The organism is Pseudonocardia halophobica, assembly GCF_027922425.1.
In the GTDB taxonomy this organism is placed as follows: domain Bacteria; phylum Actinomycetota; class Actinomycetes; order Mycobacteriales; family Pseudonocardiaceae; genus Pseudonocardia; species Pseudonocardia halophobica.
The window spans coordinates 14,970-34,513 of sequence record NZ_BSFQ01000033.1 but is presented as its reverse complement, the minus strand read 5'-3'; the positions used below and the strand labels follow the sequence as shown (position 1 = coordinate 34,513).

The window sequence follows — 19,544 nt, the reverse complement described above, 5'->3', positions numbered from 1 at the left end:
CGCGACGCACCGCGGGCTCCCCAACGGAGGTGCGTGTGTCACTTCTGTCCGCCGGCACCGGCCGGCCGACGCCCGTGCCGGACGCGGCCCGCCCCGCCGAAAGGCTGGCCGCTCTGCTCCGCGCCGGCGGGCTGGAGCTGCCGCCGCCCGGGCAGGGCGCGACCGGCGTCCGCTGGGCCCGGCTGGCGGCGTGGGGCCGGGAGAGCCTGCCGCTCGCCCGGCTCGCCGAGGGCCACACCGACGCCGTCGCGATCCTGCGCGAGGCGGGCGCCGAGCCGGTGCCCGGCACCCGGTACGGCGTGTGGGCGGCCCGCTCGGGCGGCACCGGCGCCGAGCTGGCCGGGGCGGCCGGGTCGTGGGTCCTGCGCGGACGGGTCCGCTTCTGCTCCGGCGCCCCGGATCTGGAGCGGGCGCTCGTGGTCGCCGCCGCGCCCGGTGGCAGCCGGATCGTCGACCTGGACCTCTCCCGCCCCGGGATCCGGCGGCACCCCGACTCGTGGCACGCGGCCGGGATGCGCGCGAGCGACACCCTCGACGTGGACCTCGACGACCTCGACGTGACCGACCTGGTCGGCGAGCCCGGCTTCTACACCGAGCGGCCCGGGTTCTGGTGGGGCGGCGCCGGTGTCGCGGCCGTCTGGCTGGGCGGCGCCGCCGGGATCGTCGACGAGCTGCGGGAGCGCCTGCGCGAGAAGGCCGATCCCCATCAGCTGGCGCACCTCGGCGAGCTGCACGCCGGGCTCGAGGCGGTCGACGCCCTGCTCACCCGCACCGCCGACACCATCGATGCCGACCCCAAGTCCGCCCACCGCACCGCCGCGTGGACCGCCCGCGCGGCGGCCGAGCGGCTCTGCCGGACGGTCCTCGACCTCGCCCCGCGGGTGGCCGGGGTCGCCGCGCTGGCCGGCGGGCTGGCCGACCGGCTCGCCGACCTGGGGATGTACGTCCGTCAGCACCACGGCGAGCGGGATCTGGCGGCGCTGGGTGAGGTGGTCCTGGGCGAGGCGGTCCCGGGCGAGGCCGCGCCGCGCGGAACGGGGCCGGGCGGAACGGGGCCGGGCGGAACGGGGCCGGGCGGAACGGGCCCGGGCGGAACGGGCCCGGGCGGAACGGGGCCGGGCGGAACGGGATCGGGCGGGGCGGGTCGGGCCGTGTCCGGGGAGGAGCGGTGACCGCGACCGTCCCGGGCTGGGCCGAGGCCCTGGCCACGCACGCCCCGCCCGCGATGGACCCGGCCGTCGGCCGGCTGGTCGTCGTCGCCGCGCACCCGGACGACGAGACCCTGGCCGCCGCGGGGTTCCTGCGCGCGGTGCACGCCGCCGGCGGCACGGTGGAGCTGGTCGTCGCGACGGACGGCGAGGCCGCGTTCCCCGACGCCCCGCCCGCCGACCGGGCCGCGCTGGGCCGGACCCGGCGCGCCGAGCTGCACGCCGCCCTCGAGGCCCTCGGCGTCGGCGACACCCGGGTCACCTGGCTCGGCCTGCCCGACTCCGGCCTCGCCGATCGCGAGGACGAGCTGACCGGCGCGCTCGCCCCGCTGCTGCGCTCCGCCGACGCCTGCCTCGCGCCGTGGACCGGCGACCCGCACCCGGACCACGCCGCCGCCGGCCGCGCCGCCGAGCGGGCGGCCCCGGTGCGCACGCACCGCTTCGCCTACCCGATCTGGATGTGGCCCTGGATGCGGCCGGACGACCCGGCGATCCCGTGGGCCACGGCGTGCGAGCACCGGCTCGACGAGCCCGCCCGCCGGGCCAAGGCCGCGGCCGTCGAGCGGTTCACGTCCCAGCTCGCCCCCGCCCCGGGCGGCGGCCCGCCGATCCTGCCGCCGGACGTCCTGACCCACTTCGCCACCGGCCGGGAGCTGTTCTTCCGGGTCCCCCGCCCGGACAGCGCCCCGGCCGAGCGGTTCGCCGACCTCTACGCCGGCGGCACGGACCCGTGGGAGACCCGCACCAGCTGGTACGAGGAGCGCAAGCGCACCATCGTCGCCGCGTGCCTGCCGCACCGGCACTACGCGCACGCCGCCGAGCCGGGCTGCGGGCTCGGCGGGCTGACCCGCGTGCTGGCCGGGCGGTGCGACGCGGTGACCGCCTCCGACTACACCCCGGCCGCCGTCGCCGCGACGCGCGACGCGACCGGCGGGTTCCCCGGCGTCACGGTGCTGGAGGCCGCCCTGCCCGACCCGCGGGCGGTGCCCGACGGTGTCGACCTCGTGGTGCTCAGCGAGGTGCTCTACTACCTCTCCCCCGCCGACGTCGACGCCGTGACCGACCGCCTCGCCCACGCGCTGGTGCCGGGCGGGGACGTGGTGCTGGCGCACTGGCGGGGCTGGCCGGCGGAGGCCCCGCAGGACGCCGCCGCCACCCACCGCAGGCTCCTCGGCGACCCCCGCTTCGACCTCCTCGTCGAGCACGTCGACGAGGAGTTCCTGCTGCACGTCCTGCGGCGCTCGTGAACGGCCCGTACGCCGCGTTCGCGCCGGGGGGCGGGCCCGTCGAGGCCGTCGAGGCCGTCGCGGTCGTGGTCCCCGCGCGGGACGAGGCGGAACGGCTCGGGTCGTGCCTGCGCTCGGTCCGCGTGGCGCTGGCGGGCGCCGGGCTGCCCGGCGCGATCTGCGTGGTCGCGGACCGGTGCACGGACGGGACCGAGATGGTCGCGGCCCCGCACGCCGAGGTCGTCCGGAACACGGCGGCGCGCACGATCGGCGAGCTGCGCACCCTGGGCGCGCGACGGCTGCTGGCCCGGCTGCCCGCCCGGACCTGGCTGCTCAGCACCGACGCGGACACCGTCGTTCCGCCGAGCTGGGTCGCCGACCACCTCCGGCACACCCGGCGCGGGGCGGACGCGGTGGCCGGCGTCGTGGACCTCGACGACCCCGAGGTGTTGCCGGCCGACGTGCTCTGCCGCTACACGGACCTCGTCCGCGCGGGCACCGGCACCGACCGGCACACCCATGCCTACGCGGCGAATCTCGGGGTGCGGGCGGAGGCGTTCGTGCGGGTCGGCGGCTTTCCGGCGGTCCCGTCCGGCGAGGAGCACGCACTGCTGGCACGGCTGCGGGCGGCGGGGTACCGGGTCGTCTCCCCCACGGACGTCCGGGCGCGGACGAGCGCGCGGACCGAGGGGCGCGCGGTCGGTGGCCTGGCGGACCTGCTGCGCGGGCTGGGCGCGTGACCCGTCAGGCGGGGCGCTCGAGGTCCTCGAGCGCGCCGACGAGCTGCAGCTGGCCGTCGACGCCCGTCACCTGCATCGGACGGAGCACGACCCGGCTGCCGCCGGTGATCACGTAGAGGGCGGTGCCGACGGCCTCGGCCGCGCGCTGGGTGCGGACGAGCGCCGCGAGCCCGCGGGAGGCGAGGAAGCGGACGCCCGACAGGTCGACGACCAGGTACCTGGCCGTGCGGACCAGGTCGATCGCGGCGTCTTGGAAGGCGGCGGCCTCCGCCGCGTCGATCTCGCCGCGCACCGCGAGCACCCGGATGCGTTCGCCCGCGCGGCACAGGTGCAGCTCGATGCCGCTGCCGGGCTCGTCGAGTCGTTCCCAGTCGCCGGCCGCACCGCACCATGCCGCGACCTCGGGCAGGTCCGGCGGCAGGCCCGGCGCGGGGCCGGTTCCGGCACACTCGGCACTGTCTGGAGCGGGGCACACGGGATCTCGTCCTCTCGGCGTGGGAGCAGGCTTCTCGACTCCGGACCAGTGTGCCCACGACCGTACCTCCCCGCAGCCGCCCCGGCGCGACGGCGACCATCCGGATGCGCGATCGTTCGTCACGCGGAGGACGGTTGGGCGCTCCGTCCGGGGGAACCCGGGCCCATGCCGACCGAGCCCACCCCCGATCCCGCCGAGGCGCCCGGGCGTGTCTTCCACCGGGACCGGGAGGACCGCATGGACCACGGCGACCCGCGCGAGCGCGCCGGTTCGCCGGAGCCCTCCGCGCCGTCCGAGGAGACGCCGCGGGAGCGCGAGGGCGGCCCGAACTCCGGCGCGAGCGGGGACTGGCGGGAGGAGCCGCCCCGTTAGGCCGTGCTCACCGCTGGCAGCCGGGGCACCACCAGGTCTCCCGGCCGTGCGGCGTGCGCGCCGCGGGCCGGAAGGCGACGGGGGTGCCGCAGCGGTGGCAGGGCCGGCGCGCCCGGCCGTAGACCCAGTGCGGGTGGCGCGGGTCGCCGGTGGTGACCTGCCGCGGGTTGGTGGCGACGGCCTCGCGCAGCCGCGCCCGGGCGTCGTCGAGCAGGGGGCCGACGTCGACCTCCCCGATCGGCCGCCACGGGTTCACGCGGTGGAGGAAGCACAGCTCGCCCGCCCACATGTTGCCCAGCCCGGCGACCCGGCGCTGGTCCAGCAGTGCGGCGATCGCGGCGGTGTCCGGGGTGGCGCGCAGCCGACGGGCGGCGCGGCCGTCGTCGAAGTCCGCGGCCAGCAGGTCCGGTCCCAGGTGCCCGACGACGCGGGCCTCGTCCCGTGTCAGGACCAGGTCGAGGACGGGCAGCGCGACGCCGGCCAGGGTGCGGCCGTCGTCGAGCCGGAGCAGGACGCGGGCCTCCACCGACCGCGGCAGCCGCTTCCCGGGGCCGAGCACCGACCACGACCCGCTCATCCGCAGGTGCGAGTGCAGGGTCAGGCCGGCCGACGTCCGCATCAACAGGTGCTTGCCGCGCGGCAGCCAGGCCTCGATGCGCTGTCCGGACAGGTCGGCGAGGGCGAGGCGGGGATGCCGGAAGGCGCCGCCGACGACCGTGCGGCCCGCCGTCGCCGCGTGCAGCCGGGCGGCCAGCCGTGCGATGGAGTCGCCCTCGGCCACGCCCGCACGCTACGCGCCCCGTCCGCCACGCGCGCCGGACGCGTCGTACCGGCGGCCGGGTGACTCACTTTGCTCCATCCGGCCGGTGCGGAACCCGGCTCCGTGCTGTGATCGTCGGCGGACGTCGACACCGATGTGGACGGGAGCGCGGATGCTGCGTGCAGCGGAATGCCTGATCGAGGCCGAGCGGGTGCTGAACCAGGTGCTCGACGGGGTGGCGCCGGACCAGTGGCGCATCCGCGTCCCGCCGCTGCCCGACGGGCCGGAACCCGCCCGGCCGACCCCGCTCGACGCCCTGGTCCGCCACCACGTCCGGGCCAACGCGGCATTGCCGGACCTGCTGGCCGGGCGCGAGCCGGAGGGCGCGGCCGAGCTCGCCGACCTCACCGACCTCGAGCACCGGCGGGACCTCCCCGCGCTGGCCCGCGAGGTTTCCGACAAGGCGTGCGCCGCGGCCGCGGCCGTCGCCGACCCGACGAGGGCCGCCGGCGACGGGCTGCCCGCCGGGGAGCTGCTGTGGCGGCGGGCGGTCTGTACCGCGTTCACGGCGCACGAGGTGTCGGTGCACCGCGGCTCGGTCAACCCGCTGACCGAGGACCTAGCCCGGGCGCTCTGGGAGCACACCGAGCCGGAGGCGGCGCGCTGGCGCGAGCTCGGCCTGTTCGGCGAGCCGCTGACGCCGGTGCCCGCGGACGTGTCCTGGCGCGACCGGTTCCTCATGCTCGCCGGCCGCGACCCGCACCCCCTCTGGGACCGCTAGCGCCGCTCGCGCCAGGCCCGCTCGAACGGCAGCCGCCACGCGTTCGGCGCGATCAGCTGGTGGATCGCATTCGGCCCCCACGACCCGACGGGGTAGTTCTTCGCCGGCGGCGGGTCCTCCAGCAGCGGCATGGACCGTTCCCACAGCGACTCGATGCCCTCGGCCGTGGTGAACAGGGTGTGGTCGCCCCGCATGGCGTCGAGGATCAGCCGCTCGTAGGCCTCGAGCACGTCGCCGGCGGACTCGGTCTCCTGCGTGGAGAACTGCATCGACAGCTTCTCCAGCCGGAAGCCCGGCCCGGGCCGCTTGCCGTAGAACGACAGCGAGACCTTGGAGGAGTCGGCGAGGTCGAAGGTGAGGTGGTCCGGGCCCTGGGTGCCGACGCCGGACCCCGCCGGGAACATCGTCCGCGGCGCCTCCTTGAACGCGATCGAGATGATCCGCTGGCCCTCGGCCATCCTCTTGCCGGTGCGCAGGTAGAACGGCACGCCCGCCCAGCGCCAGTTGTCCAGGCCGACCCGGAGCGCGATGAACGTCTCGGTGTCCGAGTCGCGGGCGACGCCCTTCTCCTCGCGGTAGCCGCTGTACTGGCCGCGCACGACGTCCCACGGGTGCACCGGCAGCAGCGAGCGGAAGACCTTGTTCTTCTCCTCGCTGATCGCCCGCGGCTCCAGCGCCGTCGGCGGCTCCATCGCCACGAACGCCATGACCTGCATCAGGTGCGTGACGACCATGTCCTTGTAGGCGCCGGTCGACTCGTAGAAGTTGGCCCGCTCGTCCAGCCCGAGCGTCTCGGGGATGTCGATCTGCACGTGGTCGATGAAGTTGCGGTTCCAGATCGGCTCGAACAGGCCGTTGGCGAAGCGGAACGCGAGGATGTTCTGCGCCGCCTCCTTGCCCAGGAAGTGGTCGATCCGGAAGATCTGCGACTCGTCGAACACCTTGTGCACGTAGTCGTTCAGCTCGATCGCGCTGGGCAGGTCGTGCCCGAACGGCTTCTCCATGACCACCCGCGAGCGGTCGACGAGGTCGGCGTCGCGCAGCATCGCGATCACGGCCTGGGCCGCCTTCGGCGGCACGGACAGGTAGTGCAGCCGCTGCACGTCCTCGCCGAGCCTGGCCTCGGCCTCCTTCACCGCGGCGGTGAGCCCCTCCGGCCCGGCGCCCTGCGGCACGTAGGTCAGCCGGTCGGCGAACCGGGCCCACGCGTCGTCGTCGGACTTGTGGGTGCCGAAGGACTGCACGGCGGTGTGCGCCAGCTCGCGGAACTGGTCGGTGGTCATGTCCTCCATCGCCGTGCCGACGATGCGGACCTCGGGGGCCAGCGACGACTCGCACAGGTACGCGAGGCCGGGGAGCAGCTTGCGCTTGGCCAGGTCGCCGGTGGCGCCGAACAGCACGATGACGTGCGGCTTCAACGGCTCCTGGTCGCGGCGGAAGGGGCGCGAACCGGGACCGGGGTAGGCGATCGTCTGAGGGCGGGACTCGGGCACGCGGGGACTCCTCGGGAGACGGACCGGTGGGCACGCGACGTCGCGGCCGACCCTAGCCCTTCCCGCGCGCGCCGTCCCGCTGCGTGATCGGCGGGGGTGATCGAACCGCGTGCGCCGTCGGGAGTCGGGCGGGGTGCGGGGTGGTCGGCGCGGTACCGCGCGCGGATTGGGCGGGCACCCGGCACGATGCGGGCATGAGCACGGAGCGGGAGCACGATCTGGTCGTCTTCGGGGCCACGGGGTTCGTCGGGGCCCTGCTGGCCGGCTACCTCGCGGGCGCCGCCCCGGACGGCGTGCGGATCGCGCTCGCCGGGCGGTCGCGGGAGAAGCTGGAGCAGGTCCGGGACGGGCTGCCGGAGCGGGCCCGGGACTGGCCGCTCGTCACCGCGGACTCGACCGACCCGTCCTCGCTGGCCGCGCTCGCGGGGTCGGCGCGCGTCGTCGTCACGACCGTGGGGCCGTACGCGCAGTACGGCCTGCCGCTGGTCGAGGCGTGCGCGCGGGCCGGAACCCACTACGCCGACCTGACCGGCGAGGTGCTGTTCGTCCGCGAGGCGATCGACCGGTACGACGCCGTCGCCCGCGGGACCGGAGCCCGGATCGTCCACTCCTGCGGGTACGACTCCATCCCCTCGGACCTCGGCACCCTGCTGCTGCACGAGGCCGCGGGCGTCGAGCTGGGCCGGGTCCGGGCGGTCGCGACGGCCCGCGGCGGGTTCAGCGGCGGGACGCTCGCCTCCCTGCTCGGGCACGTCGAGAGCGTGGCGGGCGACCCGGCGGCGCGGCGGATCGCGCTACGACCGCACTCGCTGAGCCCCGACCCCACCGCCGAACCCGCACCGGACCAGCCGCGCGACGCCGGCCCGCCCCGCCGCGAGCCGGACGGCTCCTGGACCGCCCCGTTCGTCATGGCGCCGTTCAACACCCGGATCGTGCGGCGCAGCAACGCCCTGCAGGACTGGGCCTACGGCCGCGGCCTGCGCTACGAGGAGCGGATGGCGGCCGGGCGGGGGCTCGCCGGTGCGGCGGCCTCGGTCGCGATCACCGGGGCGATGGGGGCGATGGTCGGCGGCGCGGCCTTCCCGCCCACCCGGGCGCTGCTGGAGCGCGTGCTGCCCAAGCCGGGCAGCGGGCCGAGCGAGCAGGCGCGCGCCAAGGGCTTCTTCCGCCACGTCCTCACCGGCACCACGGCCGACGGCCGGACGGTCACCGCCAGGGTCGCGGGCTCGGGCGACCCGGGCTACGCCGCCACCGCGGTGATGCTCGGCGAGAGCGCACTCTCCCTCGCCCTCGACACCGACCTCCCCGACCGCGCGGGCTCCCTCACCCCCGCCACGGCCCTGGGCCACACCCTGATCGAACGCCTCCGCAAGGCGGGCCACACCTACGAGGCGCCCGCGGACTAGGGCACGCGCTCCCGAGCCTCCAACACGCGTGAGGGATCCATGCCGCTCTCCTCGCGCCCCGCCGTCCCTCCCCTCCCCCACCCCCTCCCGCTCACCCCTCTCGCCCTGTAGCGTGCGTCACCGTCGGAAGGAAATGACGATGACGTCACGTTCGCAGTCGTTCGACCACCCCCTCGCGGGCCTGCGCGTCCTCGAGGCCGGGGACACGCTGGCCTCGGCCTACGCGGGCCGTCTGCTGGCCGATCTCGGCGCGGAGGTCGTGCTGCTGGAGGCCCCCGAGGGCGACCCGTTCCGCACCCTCGGCCCGTTCGCGAAGTCGGTGCCCGACGCCGAGCGCAGCGCCTCGTTCGCCTACTTCCACGCGGGCAAGCGCTCGGTCGTCGCCGAGGATCCCGCGGTCCGCCTGCTGGCCGCCCGCGCCGACGTGCTGCTCCGCTCCACCCGTGACGGGTCGGACCTGATCGGCGACGACCTCGTCGCCGAACTGGAAGCCGCCCGCCCGGAGCTCGTCGTCGTCGACCTGTCGACCTTCGGCCGCACCGGCCGCGACGGCCCCCACCCCACGAACGACCTGCTCGCGCTGGCCGCGGGAGGCCTGCTGTCGATCAACTCGACCACGCTGCGCGGCCCCGACCCGCTCCCCCTGCGCTACCGCGGCGAGCTGTCGAGCGTGCACGCGGCGTGCGGCGCGGTGCTCTCCCTGCTCGGCGCGCTGGTGGAGCGCCGGCGCAGCGGGCTGGGCCAACGGCTCGACGTCTCGCTGCAGGCCTCGGTCGCGAGCGTGCTGGCCACCGCGATGTCGCGCTACCACTACACCGGCGAGATGCCGGTGCGGCAGGGCAACCGCAGCGTCGGGCCGTGGGGCTTCTACCCCTGCCGCGACGGCACCGTGCTCATGCAGATCACGCGCGACGAGGAGTTCCGCCGCCTGGTCACCATGCTCGGCTCGCCGGACTGGGGCACGTTGGAGATCTTCGAGACGACCGCGGGCCGCGACGAGAACGCCGACGTCCTCGACGTGTTCGTCGGCGAGCACCTGGCGGAGTTCACCCTCGCCGAGTTCCTCGAGCTCGCGAGCGTGCACCGGATCGCGGCGGCGCCCATCCACGGCGCCCGGGACATCCTCGGGTGGGACCACCTCGCCGCCCGCGGGTCCCTCCCGCCGGTCGCGCTCGGCGGCGCCCGCGGCGAGTCGCTGCCGACGCCCGGGCGGCCCTGGCGGGTCGACGGCACCGTCCCGCCGCCCCGCGAGGCCGCGCCGGCCCACGGCGAGGCCGACGCCTCGTCGCTCTGGTCCGGTCCCACCGAGCACCCGGCCGGCTCCGGCACGCCCGCCGAGCGCCCCCTCGCCGGGGTGCGCGTCGTCGACCTGACCGTGGTCTGGGCCGGACCGTTCGCCGCGATGCAGCTGGCCCACCTCGGCGCGGACGTCGTGCGGGTGGAGACCGGAACCCGGCTCGAGACCACCCGCGGCCTCGGTCCGTACGCGGACGGCATCGTCGGCGTCGACCGGTCCGGCTACTTCAACCAGTACAACCAGGGCAAGCGCGGCGTGGCGCTGAACCTGAAGACGGCGCGCGGCATGGAGCTGCTGCGCGGGCTGATCGCGACCGCCGACGTCGTGATCGACAACATGAGCGCCGGCGCGCTGGCCCGGATGGGCCTGCCCTACGACACGCTCAAGGAGATCAACCCGCGGATCGTCGCCGTCTCGATGACCGGCTTCGGCGAGTCCGGCCCCTACCGGGACCGCACGGCCTACGGCTCGCTGATCGACGCGCTGAGCGGCATCGCGTCGTCCAACGGGGACGTCCGGGGTGGACCGACGGACCTGGTCATGTCGCTGCCCGACCCGATGGCCGGGATCACGACCGCGATCGCGACGGTGGCCGCCCTCTACCAGGCACGGGCCTGCGGCGAGGGCGTCCGCGTCGAGACGGCGATGTTCGAGGCCTGCCTCGCCGCGTTCCCGTGGCCGGTGCTGTACGCCGGGGCCACGGGCGGCGAGGTGCCGGTGATCGGCAACCGCGACGAGCTGGCCAGCCCGCACGGCACGTTCCGCTGCGCGGGCGACGACGAGTGGGTCGCGATCGCCTGCGAGGACGACGCCCAGTTCGCCGCCCTGGCGGTCGTGCTCGGCTCCCCCGAGCTCGCCTCGGACCCCCGCTTCGCCACGCTCGCGGCGCGCCGGGTGCACGAGGACGCGCTCGAGGCGCTGGTGACCCGCTGGACGGAGCAGCGGACGCCGGCGGAGGCGGCGAAGGCGTTGCAGGCGAAGGGGGTCGGGGCCGAGGCCGTCGCGCGGGTCGACGAGGTCTACCGCTCCCCCGTGCTCGCGGCGCGTGGCTTCTTCCCCGAGACCGTGCACGCCGTGATCGGCCCCCGCCGGCTGCCCTCGGTCGGCTGGATCGCCTCGCGGAGCGCGATGGGCCCGCAGGGCGCCGCCCCCGCCCTCGGCCAGCACACCCGCGAGGTCCTCACCGAGATCCTGGGTCTGTCCGACGCCGAGCTGGACGCCCTGGAACGCGAGGGCGTCACCGTCTGACGCCGCCGCGCCACCCACGGCCGCGACCGACCGTGGGTGGCGCGCGGCTGTGCCACGATCACCCGCATGACCGACGCGACGACGCGGGCCACGGAGCTGCGGGAGCACTACGGGCGCGCGGACCTCTGCCTGGCCGCGGAACTGTGCGACCGGCACCCGGCCGGGGACGTGGCGGCCACGCTGGTGGCCGGGGACCTGTCGGCCGTCGACCTCACCCACGGCGAGCTGCGCGAACGCTCCGAGCGGCTCGCCGCCGGCCTCGCCGGGCTGGGGGTCGGGCCCGGTTCGCGGGTGGCGACGCTGCTGCCCAAGACCGCGGACCTGCTCGTCACGGTGGTCGCGGTGCTGCGCCTGGGCGCGGTCTACGTGCCGCTGTTCACCGCCTTCGCCCCGCAGGCGATCGCGTTGCGGCTCACCGCCTCCGGCACCACGGTCGTGATCACGGACGAGACCCAGCGGCCGAAGCTCGACCCGGGTGAGGACATGCCGGCCGACGCGCGGTGGACCGTCGTCACGGTCGGGTCGGCGGACTGGGACCGGCTCGCCGGCGCCTCCCCCACCGGCGCGCCCGCCGCCGTCGTCGGGCCGGACGGCGCGATGGTGCAGCTCTACACCTCCGGCACCACCGGCAAGCCCAAGGGCGTGATCGTCCCGGCGAAGGCGCTGGCGTCGATGGTCGCCTACCAGGAGCTCGCGCTCGACGTCACCGCCGACGACGTGTTCTGGAACGCCGCCGACCCCGGCTGGGCCTACGGGCTCTACTACGCGCTGCTCGCCCCGCTGGCCACCGGCCGTCGCACCCTCCTGCTGAACGCCGGCTTCTCCGCGAGGTCCACGTGGGACGTGCTCGGCCGGTTCGGCGTCACGGCGTTCGCGGCCGCCCCGACCGTCTACCGCGGGCTGCGCGCCTCCGGGACCGCCCCGCCCGAGGGGTTGCGGCTGCGCACCTGCTCCAGCGCGGGCGAACCGCTGAACCCGGACCTCGTGACGTGGGGCCGCGAGGTCCTCGGCGTGGAGATCCGCGACCACTACGGGCAGACCGAGCTCGGCATGGTCGTCGCCAACGCCTGGCACCCGGACCTGCGCACGGAGATCCGGCCGGGCTCGATGGGCCGACCGCTGCCGGGCTTCCGGGTCGCCGTCCTCGCCGACGACGGCTCCGGGCAGGAGGTCCCGCCGGACACCCCCGGGCGCGTCGCCCTCGACGTGCCGGCCAGCCCGCTGCTGTGGTTCGAGGGCTACGCGGGCGGCGTCCGCGGCGACCGGTTCAGCGAGGACGGCCGCTGGTACCTCACCGGCGACGCGGGCCGCGCCGACGCCGACGGCCACCTGTACTTCTCCGCCCGGGACGACGACGTGATCATCATGGCGGGCTACCGGATCGGCCCGTTCGACGTCGAGTCCGTGCTGTCGACGCACCCCGCCGTCGCCGAGGTCGCCGTCGTCGGGATGCCGGACGAGCTGCGCGGCGAGGTGGTCGAGGCGTTCGTGGTGCTGCGCGAGGGCGTCGAGGCGACCCCGGACCTGCCGGACGAGCTGGCCCGGCTGGTCCGGACCCGCTACGCCGCCCACGCCTACCCGCGCCGGGTCCACCTCGTCGACGCCCTGCCCAAGACGCCCAGCGGGAAGGTGCAGCGCTTCCTGCTGCGGCAGCAGGGACGGTAGGTCCTCACTCGGTCTCGTCGAGCTCCCCGAGCATCGCGCGCAGGACGCGCAGGGTGGCCTCGACGTCGTCGCCCGTGACCCGCCCGGCCAGCGTGCGCAGGCGCGCGTGCTCCCACTCGGTGATCGCGCCGATCGTGCGGTGGCCCTCGGGGGTGAGCCGCACCAGGCCGGAGCGGCGGTGGGCGGGGTTGTCCACCCGCTCCACCAGCCCGGCCTCCCGCGCGTCGTTGACCATGCGCTGCACGAACTGCCGGCTCAGCGACTGCGCCCGGCCCATCTGCGGCACGGTCATCGGGCCGGTGCGGTGCAGCAGGTCCAGCACGGCGCGCACGCCCGCGGACACCCCGGCACCGGGGCCGTCGGCCTCCACCTCCCGCAGCACCCGCCGGTACAGCGGGCCGACGACCAGGTAGACCTCGGCGAGCCGGTCCGCGAGGGCGTCGGGATCCGTCATCCGCCCGTCCGCCACCCCGCCCATGCCTCGGCGAGCAGCTCGTGGCTGCGGACCCGGTCGGCGTGGTCGGTGGTGATGGTGGTGACCAGCAGCTCGTCCGCCCCGGTCACGCGGGCGAGGGTGGCGAGCCGCTCGCACACCGTGTCCGGCGCGCCGACGAACTGGGTGTCGACGCGGTCGGCGACCCCGGCCCGCTCCTCCGGCGTCCACTCCCGGGCGCGCGCCTCGGCCGGCGTCACGTACGGCCGGGCCCCGAGGCCGGTGCGGATGTCGAGCACCCACTGGCCGTAGGGCGCGGCGAGCTCGCGGGCCCGCTCGTCCGTCTCCGCGACGACGACGTCCGCGGACACGATCACGCGCGGCTCGGCCACCCGGCCGGGCCGGAAGGCCTCGCGGTAGGCGGCGACGGCGTCGAGCACCAGGTGCGGCACGAGGTGGTAGCTCGCCGCGAACGGCAGCCCGTACTGCCCGGCCACCCGCGCGCTCTCCCCCGGCGTCGAGCCGAGCACCACGACGTCGACGTCGGCGCCCTCCGCGGGCGTGACGTGCAGCGGTTCGTCGCGCGGGCCCCGGGCGGTCCCGGCGAAGTAGGCGAGGATCTCGCCGACCTCCCGGCCGTAGTCCGGCGGCTCCTGGTCGGGGTCGAAGCCGAGCAGCTCGGCGAGGCAGCCGTACAGCCCCAGGTCCGACGGGACCTTCCCCGGCTTCGGCAGCAGCAGCCCGTCGACGGTGCGGGTCTCCGGCGGGCGGCCGCCCGGGCGCCCCGTGGGACCGTTCCTGATCAGCCGCAGGATGCGGTGCAGGTCGAAGCGCCCGAGCCCGACGTCGATCCGTCCGGGATGGACGGCGGCCACGGTGCCGAACTGCTCGGCGACCTGCACCGGCCGGGTGTGCGGCAGCTGCACCGCGCCGGACCCCACCCGGATGCGCTCGGTCGCCGCCGCGATCAGGGCGACCAGCACCGGGGTGGACGAGGACGCGACGCCGGTGACGAGGTGGTGCTCGGCCACCCAGTAGCGGTGGTAGCCCGCCGCCTCCGCCGCCCGCGCGAGGTCGATCGAGTTCCGCAGCGCGTCGCCGGGCGTCCCGCCCGCGGGGACGGGCGAGAGGTCGAGGATCGACAGCGGGAGGCTCACCCGCGGGCCCCCTCGAGCACCTCGGTGAGCACGGCCGCCCACCGGTCCGGCGCCTCCACCGGTGAGAAGTGACCGACGCCGTCGAGCGGGCGCAGGTCCACCTTCTCGAACCAGTCGTCGAGCCGGTCGGCCCAGGCGCGGGGGAACAGCGGGTCGTGCTCGGGCCACAGCACCGTGGTCGGCACGGTGATCCGGTTCGCCGGCGGCTCCTCGGCGAGCGAGCGCGCGATCATGCCGGAGCCGCTGCGGTACCAGCCGATCGACGCCGTGAACGCCCCCGGCGGCGAGTACCGCTCGGTCAGCCGGTCGAGCCGCTCCTCCTCCACGGTGAAGTCCGGGCCCGACCAGTGCTCCCAGAAGTGCCGCAGGTAGGCGCGCACCGCGTCGGGCCGGCCGTCGATCACCTGCTCGGGCAGCCCGAGCCGGTGGAAGTGCTGGTACCAGAACTCGGCCGCGGCCTCGGGCTCCAGCACGCGCCGGCCCGCACCCGGCAGCGGCGGCGCGAGGACCAGCGCCGCGACCCGGTCCGGGTGCTCGGTGGCCAGCGTCTGCGCCACCCGGCTCCCGACGTCGTAGCCCGCGACGACCGCGCGCTCGAGGCCGAGCTCGTCGAGCAGGGCGAGCGCGCTGCGGGCCTGACCCGCCGCCGCGACGTCGCCGCCCTCGTGCTTGTCCGACTCGCCGAACCCCCGCAGGTCGGGCCACACCACGTCCGCCGTGCCCGCGTCGGCGAGCAGGTGCGCGACGGCGGCCCAGTCGCCGCGGTCGCCGGGCCAGCCGTGCAGCAGCAGCACGGGGCCGCCGGTCCCGGCCCGCTCGTAGGCGAGCGCGTAGCCGTCGGCGTCCGGGGTCGTTCGTGTCGTCCCTGCCACGCCCCGGACCTTACGACGTCGTCTTCGGCCCGGCCCGCGGTTAGTGTCGTCGGTGTGGTCCCCGGGGTACTGACGCAGCGGCGGTGGATCGACCGCTGCCTCGTCACGACCACCGGCTGTCGCGCCCGCTGACGCGCACGCCCCTTCCTCGACCCGTCCCCAGGGAGAGCTGTCGGATGACCCCCCTGCACCTCGCCGTCGCCCTCGAGGGCACCGGCTGGCACCCCGCCTCGTGGCGCGAGCCCGAGGCCCGCCCCGCCGCGTTGTTCGACGCCGGCTACTGGGCCGACCAGGTCCGCGAGGCCGAGCACGGCCTGCTCGACCTGGTCACGATCGAGGACGGGTTCGCGATCCAGTCCTCGCGCCCTCATCAGCCCGACGAGCGCACCGACCAGGTCCGGGGCCGGCTCGACGCGCTGCTCGTCGCGGCCAGGGTCGCGCCGCTGACCTCGCACGTCGGGATCGTGCCGACCGCCGTCACCACCCACACCGAGCCCTTCCACTTCTCGAAGGGCATCGCGACGCTCGACTACGTGAGCACCGGCCGCGCCGGGGTGCGGGTGCGGGTGTCCACGCGTCCGGACGAGGCGGCGCTCGTCGGGCGGCGGGAGATCGCCCGGGAGGACGCGCCGGAGCTGTTCGACGAGGCCGCGGACTGGGTCGAGGTCGTCCGCCGGCTGTGGGACAGCTGGGAGGACGACGCCGAGATCCGCGACGCGGCGACCGGCCGGTTCGTCGACCGGGACAAGCTGCACTACATCGACTTCGAGGGCCGGTTCTTCTCCGTGCGCGGTCCGTCGATCACCCCGCGGCCGCCGCAGGGGCAGCCGCTGGTCGCCGCGCTCGCGCACCGCGACTACGCCTACCGGCTCGTCGCGCGCTCCTGCGACCTGGGCTTCGTGACCCCGCAGGAGACCGCCGACGTGGCCCCGATCCTGGGCGAGATCCGCCGCGAGCAGGAGGCGGCCGGAAGGGCGGAGGAGCCGCTGCACGTGCTGGGCGACGTCGTGGTGTTCCTCGACGAGAGCGCCGAGGCCGCGCGGGACCGCAAGGGCCGCATGGACACCCGGCTCGGACGCGAGCTGGTCAGCGACGCCCGGATCGTCGTCGGCACCCCCGCCGAGCTGGCCGACCTGCTGCTGGAGTGGCAGGAGGCCGGGCTCGCCGGCGCCCGGCTGCGCCCCGGCTCCGTCGACCACGACCTCGCGCAGATCACCCGCGGGCTCGTCCCGGAGCTGCAGCGCCGCGGCGCCTTCCGCACCGCCTACGAGGCCGACACCCTGCGCGGGCTGTTCGGCCTCGACCGCCCCGCCGACCGCTACGCCGCCTGACCGCCCGGGAGGACACCGCATGCCGCGCAAGCAGATCCACCTCGCCGCGCACTTCCCCGGCGTCAACAACACCACGGTGTGGAGCGACCCGGAGGCCGGCAGCCACATCGAGTTCGACTCGTTCCTGCACTTCGCCCGGACCGCCGAGTGGGCGAGGTTCGACTTCCTGTTCCTCGCCGAGGGGCTGCGGCTGCGCGAGCAGAACGGGCTGATCTACGACCTCGACGTCGTCGGGCGGCCGGACACGTTCACGATCCTGGCCGCGCTCGCCGCCGTCACCGACCGGCTCGGGCTGGCCGGGACGATCAACTCGACCTTCAACGAGCCGTACGAGGTCGCCCGCCAGTTCGCCTCGCTCGACCACCTGTCCGCCGGCCGCGCCGCGTGGAACGTCGTCACCTCATGGGACGAGTTCACCGGCGAGAACTTCCGCCGCGGCGGCTTCCTGCCGCAGGAGAAGCGGTACCTGCGCGCCAAGGAGTTCCTCGCCGCCACCTGGGAGCTGTTCGACTCCTGGCGGGGCGACGAGATCGTGGCCGACAAGGAGACCGGCGAGTTCTGGCGGCCGGGCGGCGACTTCGCGATCCGCTCGGACCAGTTCGACATCCACGGGCGGTTCCCGGTGCCGCGCAGCCCGCAGGGCCGCCCGGTGATCCTGCAGGCCGGCGACTCCGAGGAGGGCCGCGAGTTCGCCGCCTCCGGGGCGGACGCGATCTTCACCCGGCACGGCACGCTCGAGGCGGGCCAGGCCTTCTACGCGGACGTCAAGGGCCGGCTGGCGAAGTACGGCCGCTCCCCCGACGACCTCAAGATCATGCCGGCGGCCACGTTCGTGCTGGGCGACACCGAGGCCGAGGCCCAGGAGAAGGCCCGGCACGTCCGGTACCAGCAGGTCAGCCCGGCCACCGCGATCAAGTTCCTCGAGCAGCTGTGGAACCGCGACCTGTCCGACCACGACCCGGACGGCCCGCTGCCCACCGTGGACCCCGTCGTCGGCGAGAACACGATCTCCCGGGGCCGCGCGAGCGTCCGGATGTACCGGGACCCGATCGCGACCGCGAACGAGTGGCGCGAGCTCGCCGAGGCCAAGCACCTCAGCACCCGCGAGGTGATCATCGAGGTGACCGGCCGGCAGAACTTCATCGGCACACCGGGCCGGATCGCCGAGCTGCTCGACGAGTTCGTGCAGGCGGACGCTTCGGACGGGTTCGTGCTCGTCCCGCACATCACGCCCGGCGGGCTCGACGAGTTCGCCGACACCGTGGTGCCGCTGCTGCAGGAGCGCGGGGTCTTCCGCACCGAGTACGAGGGCACCACGCTGCGCGAGCACCTCGGCCTGAAGCCGGCGCCGACCACCGCGGCGACGGACCTGGGGACCGCCGTCGCGGAGTGACCCTCAGCGCTGGTGCTGGCCGTCGTCGACCTTGATCACCGTGCCGGTGACCAGCTCCGACGCCGGCGAGCACAGGTACAGCAGCGTGCTGTCGAGCTGCTCCGGGGCGCCGAGGCGCTTGCGCGGGAAGGGTTCCGCCAGGCCCTCGGCGTCCGTGTGCAGGCGCTCGATCATGCCCTCCATCATCTCGGTGAGGAAGGCGCCCGGGGCGATGCCGTTGACGTTGATCCGGTGCTGCGCCCACTCCACGGCGAGCACCTCGGTCATCCGATTGAGCGCCGCCTTGCTCACCGAGTACAGCGCGGCCGCGCCGCCGTTGCGGTAGTCGAAGGCGCTCATCGACGAGATGTTGACGATCCGGCCGGGCCGCTCGGCCGCGATCAGCCGGCGGCCCACCTCGGTCGCGAGCAGCCACGGGCCGCGGACGTTGGTGTCGAGCACGGCGTCGACGACCTCGAGCGGCATCCGGTGGGCCCGCTTGGCGTCGGGGACGCCGGCGTTGTTCACCAGGATCGTGACGGGCCCGAGCTCGGCCTCCACACGGTCGACCGCGGCCGGGATCTCCTCCGCGCGCGAGACGTCCAGCTGCAGGGGCAGGCACCGCCCCCCGGAGGCCTCGATCTCCTTCGCCAGCTCCTCCAACCGGTCCGCGCGGCGGCCGGCCGCGGCGACCACGGCGCCGGCGCCGGCGAGGACCTCGGCGAAGCGCCGGCCGAGGCCGGACGTCGCACCGGTGACGAGGGCGACCTGCCCCTCGAGCTCACGGGACACGGGCACACTCCACGGGTGTCGGTGACGGGGCGGACCGACGCTAGGCCGCGGCCCGCGATCTTGTCAAACGTTCGTTCAGGTAACCCGGTTCAGTAGGACGCGCCGTCGGTCCGCGCGGCCACCGAGTCGGATGGTCGGGTACGCGAGCTCCCTCTCCGGCGGCCCGCGTCCCGAGCCGCGGCGTCCTCCAGGATCACGGCGGAGGCGCTGGTGCCGAAGCGGGTGGCGCCGAGCTCGTGCAGCGTGAGCAGAGTGTCCAGGTCGCGCACGCCGCCGGACGCCTTGACCTGCACGGACGAGCCGACGGAGGCCCGCATGAGGGCGACGTGCTCGGCCGTCGCGCCGCCGCCCGCGAACCCGGTGGACGTCTTCACGAACGCCGCCCCCGCCGCCTCGGCCGCGTGGCAACCCGCCACGATCTCGTCGCCGGTGAGGAAGGCCGTCTCCAGGATGACCTTGACCACCCGGTCCCCTGCGGCCCCGACGACGGCGGCGATGTCCGCCTCCACGTCGTCGAGCAGGCCGCTGCGCAGCCGGCCGATGTTCAGCACCATGTCCAGCTCGGCCGCGCCGTCGGCGAGCGCCTGCCGGGCCTCGGCCACCTTCGCCGCCGTCGACGTGGTCCCGTGCGGGAAGCCGAGGACGGTGCCGACCGCGACCCCGCTGCCGGCCAGGGCGGACACGGCGTGGGCGACGTCGGACGGCCGCACGCACACGCTGAACACCCTGTGCCGCTCCGCCATCGCCAGGTCGGCGTCGAGCTGCGCGCGGGTGAGCTCGGGCCTGAGGATCGCGTGGTCGATCATCGCGGCGATCGCCGGGGCGTCGAGGGTCATGCGGGTGCTCCCGGGGAGTGGCGAGCGGGTCCGGGCGACGCTACCCGAGCCGCCCGCGGCCGGACGGGATCGGACGGAGC

The 19,544-nt window shown here is 75.8% G+C and carries 18 protein-coding genes; 10 read left to right on the top strand and 8 right to left on the bottom strand.

The features are described from left to right. Nucleotides 1–35 precede the first annotated feature (35 nt). Genes PKE99_RS28325 through PKE99_RS28315 form a run of 3 tightly spaced genes read left to right on the top strand, consistent with a single transcriptional unit; the run spans nt 36 to nt 3,174 of the window. Nucleotides 36–1,172: an acyl-CoA dehydrogenase family protein gene (locus tag PKE99_RS28325; RefSeq protein ID WP_063739838.1), complete on the top strand. Its 1,137-nt coding sequence runs from the start codon at nt 36–38 to the stop codon at nt 1,170–1,172. Next, a complete protein-coding gene (locus PKE99_RS28320; RefSeq protein ID WP_037050448.1) occupies nt 1,169–2,455 on the top strand; it encodes a bifunctional PIG-L family deacetylase/class I SAM-dependent methyltransferase in 1,287 nt (428 codons plus the stop codon). Before PKE99_RS28325 ends, PKE99_RS28320 begins: the two co-directional genes overlap by 4 nt. Next, entirely contained in the window at nt 2,452–3,174 is a 723-nt protein-coding gene (locus PKE99_RS28315) for a glycosyltransferase family 2 protein (RefSeq protein ID WP_051737963.1), read from the top strand. Before PKE99_RS28320 ends, PKE99_RS28315 begins: the two co-directional genes overlap by 4 nt. A 4-nt stretch (nt 3,175–3,178) precedes the next feature. Here PKE99_RS28315 and PKE99_RS28310 read toward each other — a convergent pair whose 3' ends face one another. Then, nucleotides 3,179–3,649, bottom strand: a complete 471-nt coding sequence (locus PKE99_RS28310; RefSeq protein ID WP_051737962.1) for an STAS domain-containing protein — start codon at nt 3,647–3,649, stop codon at nt 3,179–3,181. A gap of 165 nt (nt 3,650–3,814) precedes the next feature. Here PKE99_RS28310 and PKE99_RS28305 point away from each other — a divergent pair, with 165 nt between their 5' ends. Next, the gene (locus tag PKE99_RS28305) at nt 3,815–4,021 is read left to right on the top strand and encodes a hypothetical protein (protein WP_037050446.1); all 207 of its coding nucleotides are present in this window, start codon (nt 3,815–3,817) and stop codon (nt 4,019–4,021) included. A 7-nt stretch (nt 4,022–4,028) separates the two neighbouring features. Here the strand turns inward: PKE99_RS28305 and PKE99_RS28300 are convergent, their stop codons facing one another. Further along, nucleotides 4,029–4,802: a DNA-formamidopyrimidine glycosylase family protein gene (locus tag PKE99_RS28300; protein WP_037050444.1), complete on the bottom strand. Its 774-nt coding sequence runs from the start codon at nt 4,800–4,802 to the stop codon at nt 4,029–4,031. A gap of 151 nt (nt 4,803–4,953) precedes the next feature. Here PKE99_RS28300 and PKE99_RS28295 point away from each other — a divergent pair, with 151 nt between their 5' ends. Next, nucleotides 4,954–5,562 (top strand): hypothetical protein, encoded by a 609-nt coding sequence (locus tag PKE99_RS28295; protein ID WP_037050441.1) that lies wholly within the window; start codon nt 4,954–4,956, stop codon nt 5,560–5,562. Here the strand turns inward: PKE99_RS28295 and zwf are convergent. Further along, complete coding sequence (zwf, locus tag PKE99_RS28290) at nt 5,559–7,055, bottom strand: glucose-6-phosphate dehydrogenase (RefSeq protein WP_037050439.1); 1,497 nt, start codon at nt 7,053–7,055, stop codon at nt 5,559–5,561. The genes PKE99_RS28295 and zwf overlap by 4 nt on opposite strands. A gap of 194 nt (nt 7,056–7,249) precedes the next feature. On the opposite strand from zwf, the gene PKE99_RS28285 reads away from it, so the two are divergent. The 3 genes from PKE99_RS28285 (at nt 7,250) to PKE99_RS28275 (ending at nt 12,671) form a co-directional block, all read left to right on the top strand. Then, nucleotides 7,250–8,461, top strand: a complete 1,212-nt coding sequence (locus tag PKE99_RS28285; protein WP_037050437.1) for a saccharopine dehydrogenase family protein — start codon at nt 7,250–7,252, stop codon at nt 8,459–8,461. 139 nt (nt 8,462–8,600) lie between these two features. Next, the gene (locus PKE99_RS28280; RefSeq protein ID WP_051737961.1) at nt 8,601–11,006 is read left to right on the top strand and encodes a CaiB/BaiF CoA-transferase family protein; all 2,406 of its coding nucleotides are present in this window, start codon (nt 8,601–8,603) and stop codon (nt 11,004–11,006) included. Between the two features lie 66 nt (nt 11,007–11,072). Next, on the top strand, nt 11,073–12,671 hold the full coding sequence (locus tag PKE99_RS28275; RefSeq protein ID WP_037050550.1) for an AMP-binding protein: 1,599 nt from the start codon (nt 11,073–11,075) through the stop codon (nt 12,669–12,671). Between the two features lie 4 nt (nt 12,672–12,675). On the opposite strand, the gene PKE99_RS28270 is transcribed toward PKE99_RS28275, so the two are convergent. Genes PKE99_RS28270 through PKE99_RS28260 form a run of 3 tightly spaced genes read right to left on the bottom strand, consistent with a single transcriptional unit; the run spans nt 12,676 to nt 15,133 of the window. Then, on the bottom strand, nt 12,676–13,125 hold the full coding sequence (locus tag PKE99_RS28270; RefSeq protein WP_037050547.1) for a MarR family winged helix-turn-helix transcriptional regulator: 450 nt from the start codon (nt 13,123–13,125) through the stop codon (nt 12,676–12,678). Next, on the bottom strand, nt 13,122–14,261 hold the full coding sequence (locus PKE99_RS28265) for an LLM class flavin-dependent oxidoreductase (protein ID WP_037050432.1): 1,140 nt from the start codon (nt 14,259–14,261) through the stop codon (nt 13,122–13,124). The genes PKE99_RS28270 and PKE99_RS28265 overlap by 4 nt, the downstream gene beginning before the upstream one ends. After that, complete coding sequence (locus tag PKE99_RS28260; protein ID WP_037050429.1) at nt 14,258–15,133, bottom strand: alpha/beta fold hydrolase; 876 nt, start codon at nt 15,131–15,133, stop codon at nt 14,258–14,260. Before PKE99_RS28260 ends, PKE99_RS28265 begins: the two co-directional genes overlap by 4 nt. Nucleotides 15,134–15,309: 176 nt before the next feature. On the opposite strand from PKE99_RS28260, the gene PKE99_RS28255 reads away from it, so the two are divergent. Then, entirely contained in the window at nt 15,310–16,464 is a 1,155-nt protein-coding gene (locus PKE99_RS28255) for an LLM class flavin-dependent oxidoreductase (protein WP_037050428.1), read from the top strand. Between the two features lie 19 nt (nt 16,465–16,483). Then, the gene (locus PKE99_RS28250; RefSeq protein ID WP_037050426.1) at nt 16,484–17,857 is read left to right on the top strand and encodes an NtaA/DmoA family FMN-dependent monooxygenase; all 1,374 of its coding nucleotides are present in this window, start codon (nt 16,484–16,486) and stop codon (nt 17,855–17,857) included. 3 nt (nt 17,858–17,860) lie between these two features. Here PKE99_RS28250 and PKE99_RS28245 read toward each other — a convergent pair whose 3' ends face one another. Next, nucleotides 17,861–18,628, bottom strand: coding sequence for an SDR family NAD(P)-dependent oxidoreductase (locus PKE99_RS28245; protein ID WP_197040791.1), 768 nt, complete (start codon nt 18,626–18,628; stop codon nt 17,861–17,863). An 89-nt stretch (nt 18,629–18,717) separates the two neighbouring features. After that, the gene (gene deoC, locus PKE99_RS28240) at nt 18,718–19,464 is read right to left on the bottom strand and encodes a deoxyribose-phosphate aldolase (protein ID WP_037050421.1); all 747 of its coding nucleotides are present in this window, start codon (nt 19,462–19,464) and stop codon (nt 18,718–18,720) included. Nucleotides 19,465–19,544: the final 80 nt, after the last annotated feature.

Coding starts and splice junctions, on each gene's coding strand:
- PKE99_RS28295 (WP_037050441.1), top strand. CDS start 4,954: ATGCTGCGTGCAGCGGAATGCCTGATCGAGGCCGAGCGGGTGCTGAAC.
- PKE99_RS28280 (WP_051737961.1), top strand. CDS start 8,601: ATGACGTCACGTTCGCAGTCGTTCGACCACCCCCTCGCGGGCCTGCGC.
- PKE99_RS28275 (WP_037050550.1), top strand. CDS start 11,073: ATGACCGACGCGACGACGCGGGCCACGGAGCTGCGGGAGCACTACGGG.
- PKE99_RS28305 (WP_037050446.1), top strand. CDS start 3,815: ATGCCGACCGAGCCCACCCCCGATCCCGCCGAGGCGCCCGGGCGTGTC.
- deoC (WP_037050421.1), bottom strand. CDS start 19,464: ATGACCCTCGACGCCCCGGCGATCGCCGCGATGATCGACCACGCGATC.
- PKE99_RS28285 (WP_037050437.1), top strand. CDS start 7,250: ATGAGCACGGAGCGGGAGCACGATCTGGTCGTCTTCGGGGCCACGGGG.
- PKE99_RS28250 (WP_037050426.1), top strand. CDS start 16,484: ATGCCGCGCAAGCAGATCCACCTCGCCGCGCACTTCCCCGGCGTCAAC.
- PKE99_RS28270 (WP_037050547.1), bottom strand. CDS start 13,125: ATGACGGATCCCGACGCCCTCGCGGACCGGCTCGCCGAGGTCTACCTG.
- PKE99_RS28255 (WP_037050428.1), top strand. CDS start 15,310: ATGACCCCCCTGCACCTCGCCGTCGCCCTCGAGGGCACCGGCTGGCAC.